General features: G+C 42.8%; 3 protein-coding genes. 2 read left to right on the top strand and 1 reads right to left on the bottom strand.

The features are described from left to right. Nucleotides 1–81: 81 nt before the first annotated feature. Nucleotides 82–801, bottom strand: coding sequence for an OmpW/AlkL family protein (locus AC3A8L_RS20340; RefSeq protein WP_487964101.1), 720 nt, complete (start codon nucleotides 799–801; stop codon nucleotides 82–84). Between the two features lie 697 nt (nucleotides 802–1,498). Between AC3A8L_RS20340 and AC3A8L_RS20335 the strand changes: the two genes are divergently transcribed. Together AC3A8L_RS20335 and AC3A8L_RS20330 are read left to right on the top strand one after the other, a co-directional pair. Further along, on the top strand, nucleotides 1,499–2,353 hold the full coding sequence (locus tag AC3A8L_RS20335; RefSeq protein ID WP_487964100.1) for a HupE/UreJ family protein: 855 nt from the start codon (nucleotides 1,499–1,501) through the stop codon (nucleotides 2,351–2,353). 351 nt (nucleotides 2,354–2,704) lie between these two features. Continuing rightward, nucleotides 2,705–4,120, top strand: a complete 1,416-nt coding sequence (locus AC3A8L_RS20330) for a serine hydrolase domain-containing protein (RefSeq protein WP_487964099.1) — start codon at nucleotides 2,705–2,707, stop codon at nucleotides 4,118–4,120. The last annotated feature ends 131 nt before the right edge of the window (nucleotides 4,121–4,251 follow it).

Here is a 4,251-nt window from a genome sequence, read left to right as displayed (position 1 = left end):
GAGGAAGCAGGAGGCAAGTATTATTGGATAAAGTATTTTTTCCTCGGCCCTAAGGCTGTTTTTTTTGTTTCTGAGCACGACTTAAAATTTATACCCTAACATCAATGAATAGACCATTGGATCAACATCGACAGTTGCGCGGCCTTTTCCAACAAGGCCGCCGTCAACGCCTAATGCGTTAGTCACATCAAAAGTAGCTTCAGTACTAATGTCGATATAACGAATCGACGCATTTACACCCCAAGAATCATTGATAACGTAGTCAAAACCCGCTTGCACTGCAATACCGAAAGAGCTATCAAGCTCTAAGTTGCTAAACCCTGCCGCCGCAGGTGTTGACGTGAATTCTTCATCAAAAAACACCGTATAGTTAAGGCCTAAGCCTAGGTATGGTTTGAGCGCTACGGTATTGTCGAAATAGTACAACGCACTGAGTGTCGGAGGAAGGTGCGTCACCTCAGCCAAGTTTGCGCCATTTAAATCGATATCGTAAATGGCTTGTGTAGCACCTTGAGGATCATGCAATACAACATCATGACTAAAAGGTGTTGCTGCAAGCACTTCTACAGCCCAATTTCGATTGTAAAAATAGACAAAATTCAACCCAAGCTGAGTGTCATCATCCACGGATAGGCTTAACGGTAAAGCAGCTCCATCCAGAGAGACATCCGCTTTACCGCTATCGGGGTTGACCTGTGTAATACCGCCGCGAAGCAATATATCACCACGCTGGTAATCGGCCGAAAATGCGCTAGAGCATAAGCAAGAAAGAATGGCTGCCGATAGTAAATTTTTGTTCATGATTAAAACACCACAGTTAATTTGTAACTGTATTTTAACGAGGTAATCAATTTTAAAATTGATTCAACACAAATATTCTTGTTTTTAGTCCGGATTACAAGAGTACAGACTTAGCAATAATGCCCTCCCCCTATTTCATCCGCATGACATTAAGGCAGCTCTAAAATGGAATTTTTACGTTATGACGTCATCAGCACCGCCCTCAAATTCTTACTTGAGCTACGGAAATTGCGGCCTTAATTTTTCCTGGCGCTATTAATTAGGGCTGGCGCATCCTCCTTGAACTCAAGAAATAATCATTATTTTTAGAGGTACCCCAGGCTTGGATATCGTGCCCACCAAACACCCTTAGGCTAAATTACAACCTTCCTGCCCAAATAACACTCAGTAGAGTTTTAACCAAGCGCTCCTCAGCTGCTGACTCAAAGCCCGTAGGCTAGCATAAGCAGCTACCTCGCCATTTTTAGACTGTGCTATATTGCTCTCGAAATTGGCGCTACATTCAGCGTGTTAGACGTTTGAAAATCACGGCTATAGGCTTCGCAACAGCGGTAATATTGTTTTAAAACTCCCCTTTCTATTAACGCTTGGCGTTTTGCGATAAGACTCAGCCTCGAAAGGTAAGCCCCATCCAAAATAGTGTCATTCAACTTGCGCCCTCTTTAATGCACGCACTTACCCCCGTATGAGAAGAATTATGTCTAGAACGTTTGCCCTTTTATTATTGGTTACCCTGTCTAGCCTTGCATTTGGTCATGGCATTTCAGCAGAAGATCAAGAGCGTATTCTAAATGCTGGGTTGATCGAGTATCTGCATCTTGGCGCCACGCATATGCTGAGTGGGTACGATCATCTACTGTTTTTATTTGGCGTAGTTTTCTTTTTAACTCACTTTAAAGATGTTTTTAAATTCATAACGGCTTTTACTCTTGGCCACTCAATCACTTTGATTTTTGCAACCCTATTTACAATCAAAGCCAATTTTTATCTCATCGATGCTGTAATCGCCTTAACGGTTTGCTATAAAGCTTTTGATAATCTGAACGGCTTCAAAAAGCACTTTGATATGGAATCGCCAAACCTGACTTGGATGGTATTTATTTTTGGTTTGATTCATGGCTTTGGTTTATCGACACGCTTACAGCAATTACCGTTAGGTGATGAAGGACTGGTGCTAAAGATTATCTCATTCAACATCGGTGTCGAATTAGGTCAATTGATAGCCTTGAGTATTATGCTAGCGGCACTTTATGCCTGGAGAAAAACGGCATCATTTGCACGCTTTAGCAAAGCCTGTAATCTAGGCCTAATATTTCTTGGAATACTATTACTACTGATGCAATTGCACGGATACCAGCACACGCAATTCCCTGATGAATTCCCTTTGAATGCCGATGACCACTCACACATTCATGCCGCTGCCAAAAGGCTAGTAATCCCTGCAGCCCCATTAGGCTTTACTGCGGGATTTCCGGCAGTTGAAAAGGCTAACACACCGATTATGTTTAATGATGAGCATTCACATGATGGTGAAGAAGCGCATGCCCACTAAGGGACGTGCATGAAATAAGGGACGAGGAAACAATATTTCATCCACTAATGCTCGATCTCGACATCCTTACCTTCGTTGCTCAAAGCGTTACATGCCAAGGCATGCGCCCCTTTAAGCGCCTCGATAAGAAAGCCGATATCTTCGCCTAATTGGACAAACTATTATTGCCTCGTCCCTAACTTCCCGTTTTTGAATTCCTGGGTGCACGCTTGCCTTGGTTAAAAATATTTGCAATAGCCAGCTATTACGTCATATTTTCACCTCGCCAAGCAAGCACCCACAAACCCAAGCTCCAGTAACTTATTTCGTGCACGCTCCTAAACGATCCATATAATGCAAATAAGAAACGATATGAAACTTTTACTACTTATATTAATTTTCATCTCCGTTAGGGCGGCGGCTGAAGGTGCTGACCCTAAAATGGAAAAAATCATAGGAGATGTTAACCCGAAAGGCCCTGGCGGGGTTGTGTTTGTTGTGAAAAATGGCGAAGCGATATTCAATAGGTCTTACGGTTTAGCAAACTTAGAGCATGGCGTACGCATTACGGCTGACACACCTTTTCAACTCGCCTCTTTATCTAAGCAGTTTACCGCTTTTGCTATTATGCTATTAGAGTCGAGGGGCGAAATTAAGCTGGATGATAGTATTTGCAAATACCTCACCGCCTTGCCTGAGGTGCAATGTCAAATACAAATATATCACCTTCTGTATCATACCAGTGGCTTAAGAGAGTCCACCCACCTTTGGGAAATGAGTGGCGGCCGCCACGATGATACAATACAGCAAAATAATTTAGCTCGGCTTATCCAGCGCCAAGAAAGCTTAAATTTCACACCTGGCTCGCAGTGGCAATACAGCAATAGCGGTTATATATTCTTAGCTGAAATTATAAGCGCTGTAAGTAAAACTTCTTATTCCAACTGGATGCAAGAAAATATTTTTTCTCCACTGAATATGCCCTCTACCATGGTATTTGATGATAGCGGAGTAATTGTTAAAGGCCGTGCGCATTCTTATCACCAGAAAATAACAGTGGAGAATGCCGTATCCAATGCCACTGATTATGGCGCGGGTAATATTCTGAGTACCGCCAATGACCTAGCTAAGTGGCTAGAAAACTTTTCATCGGGAAAGTTAGGGGGAATCAAGGTTCGCGACAAGATGATGTCGAAAGGAGCAATTAACTCAGGGGAAAGCATTAGCTATGGTTACGGCTTGTTTCACCAGAGTCATGGCGGTCTATCTCGTGTTTTTCATGGTGGAGGTGTTGCAGGCTTTAGTCATGCCATGAGCTATTACCCAACAATTAATGCTGGAGTTATTACCTTAAGCAATACGTCTAGTGCGCATTCGAAAAAAATTAATGATCGAACTGCAGAGTATTTTTTTGCTAAAGACATGAACGCCAAACAGGCGCTAGATATGAACTATACCGGCATGTATCAATACCGGGGCACTAAAAAGGAGCGTGATTTCACCGCCCAAAAAATGCGCCTCGATGCATACACTGGATGTTATTACTCCCAAGAACTGGACTCTCATTATCGCCTGTCCGGCAGTGATCAGCTGCTTGCAATAACGCATATTCGCCACGGCACTCACCAACTAACACCAAAATCAAAAGATATATTTGAGATGGATGTTTATGAGTGGTTCCAGGGGGAAGTTAAGTTTCTACGAAAACATGGGCGCGTAACCGATGCCCTATTCTCGAACCCTAGAACGAGAAACCTACGCTTCAATAAGGTTACATGTAGAAGTTGAAAGTAACTATTTTCGTACTATCAGCTCAAAAGCGCTCAGTAGAAAGTAGCGCATAAGGGCCGAGAAAAAAATACGATATCCAATAATACTTGCCTCCTACTTCCTCAACTGCGTTGCCCAAAGCGTTACAT

The organism is Marinagarivorans sp., from assembly GCF_982758155.1.
Note: the sequence above shows the minus strand (reverse complement) of the source record. Positions and strands in the feature narration are given on the sequence as shown.